A 1,867-nucleotide genomic window follows, 5' to 3' on the forward strand; every position below is an offset into this window, starting at 1 on the left:
GAAGCGCCCTACGGCTACCTGCTTTCAAGGCATTTGAGCGCTGAGCTGCAACGGCACTTTCTGCTGCGCTCCTTTCGTCTCTCGCCGATTCGCCAGAAAGCCATCGCCCGCTTGTACAGCAGCGGTCGCATCGATCAACACCTGCTGGTGCTGCGCCGGCTGCTCAAGGAACGCAAGAGTCAAATGACCCAGTTGTTGCAGGAGCGATTGGGTGATGCCTTGCATTTCGTCGAGCCGCAAGGCGGTGCAACGATCTGGGTGCGCTCCTTGCGTCGGGTCAACGTACGTCGTGTGTTCCAGCGCCTGCTGGCGCATCAAGTGGTCATCGCGCCGGGGGAACTGTTCAGCCTCCACGGTCTGCACGGGCAGCATTTGCGTTTGAGTCATACCTTCGGCGGTGATCACAACCTGGCTGCCGCACTGGGCTTGTTGGGGGATGCGCTGCGTCTGGAATCAATCGAGTGAGTGATGAGACAAAAAATAACACCCTTCATTCTATTGGATCGATCCCATCGCGTTGCGGACGAACTGCCAGTAAACTGCGACCCAATTCCTGAACCACTCTATTCCAGAGGTTTTGCATGACACTCAGTCCTTTTGCGGGTAAACCGGCACCGGCAGAATTGTTGGTCGATATCCCGCGACTGGTAACGGCCTATTACACCGGCCAGCCTGATGCCGCTATTTCGACCCAGCGCGTTGCTTTCGGCACGTCCGGGCACCGCGGCAGCTCGTTCGACTTGAGTTTCAACGAATGGCACGTGCTGGCGATCAGCCAGGCGATCTGCCTGTATCGCGAAGCTCAAGGCATCGATGGCCCGCTGTTTGTCGGCATCGACACCCACGCGCTGTCCACGCCGGCCGGCGCCAGCGCCCTCGAAGTACTGGCGGCCAACGGCGTGACCGTGATGATCGCCGCTGGCGACGAGTACACGCCGACCCCGGCCATTTCCCATGCGATCCTCTGCTACAACCGTGGTCGCACCACCGGCCTGGCGGACGGCATTGTCATCACGCCTTCCCACAACCCGCCACAAAGCGGTGGCTACAAGTACAACCCAACCAACGGTGGTCCGGCCGATACCCACATCACCAAGTGGATCGAAGCCAAAGCCAACGAACTGCTGGCCAACAAGCTCGCTGGCGTCAAGCGCATCGGCTACGAGCAGGCATTGAAGGCCAGCACCACCCATCGTCACGATTACCTCAACACCTATGTCGCCGACCTGATCAACGTGATCGACTTCGACGCCATCCGCGATGCCAAGCTACGCCTGGGTGTCGATCCGCTGGGTGGAGCGGGGGTGCGCTACTGGTCGGCGATTGCCGAGCATTATCGTCTGGACCTGGATGTGGTGAACAAAGAGGTCGACCCGACCTTCCGTTTCATGACCGTCGACTGGGACGGCCAGATCCGCATGGACCCATCGTCCGGCCACGCCATGCAAGGCCTGATCGGCCTGAAAGAACGTTTCGACGTGGCGTTTGCCTGCGATCCGGACCACGACCGTCATGGCATCGTCACGCCGTCCGGCGGTTTGCTTGCGCCGAACAACTACCTCGCCGTTTCCATCGACTATCTGTTCCAGAACCGGCCGCAAGGGCGCGCCGATGCCGCCGTGGGTAAAACCGTGGTCAGCAGCGGCTTGATCGATCGCGTGGCCAGGCGCCTGGGTCGTCGCCTGTACGAAGTGCCGGTCGGCTTCAAATGGTTTGCCGACGGCCTGTTCGATGGATCCCTCGGTTTCGGCGGTGAAGAAAGCGCCGGTGCCTCGTTCCTGCGCAAGGACGGCGGCGTCTGGAGCACCGACAAGGACGGTTTGATTCCGGCCCTGCTGGCCGCCGAGATGACTGCCCGTACCGGTCG

At 61.0% G+C, this 1,867-nt stretch carries 1 protein-coding gene and 1 pseudogene; both read left to right on the forward strand.

Annotation, left to right across the window (positions count from 1 at the left end):
* Positions 1 to 465, forward strand: a pseudogene (locus tag ACXRVY_RS26770) (PLP-dependent aminotransferase family protein); the annotation flags it as partial.
* A 116-nt stretch (positions 466 to 581) separates the two neighbouring features.
* A partial coding sequence (locus tag ACXRVY_RS26775; protein WP_458238703.1) for an alpha-D-glucose phosphate-specific phosphoglucomutase occupies positions 582 to 1,867 on the forward strand: 1,286 nt, incomplete at its 3' end.

The sequence above is a fragment of the Pseudomonas sp. P5_A2_2 genome, assembly GCF_054177685.1.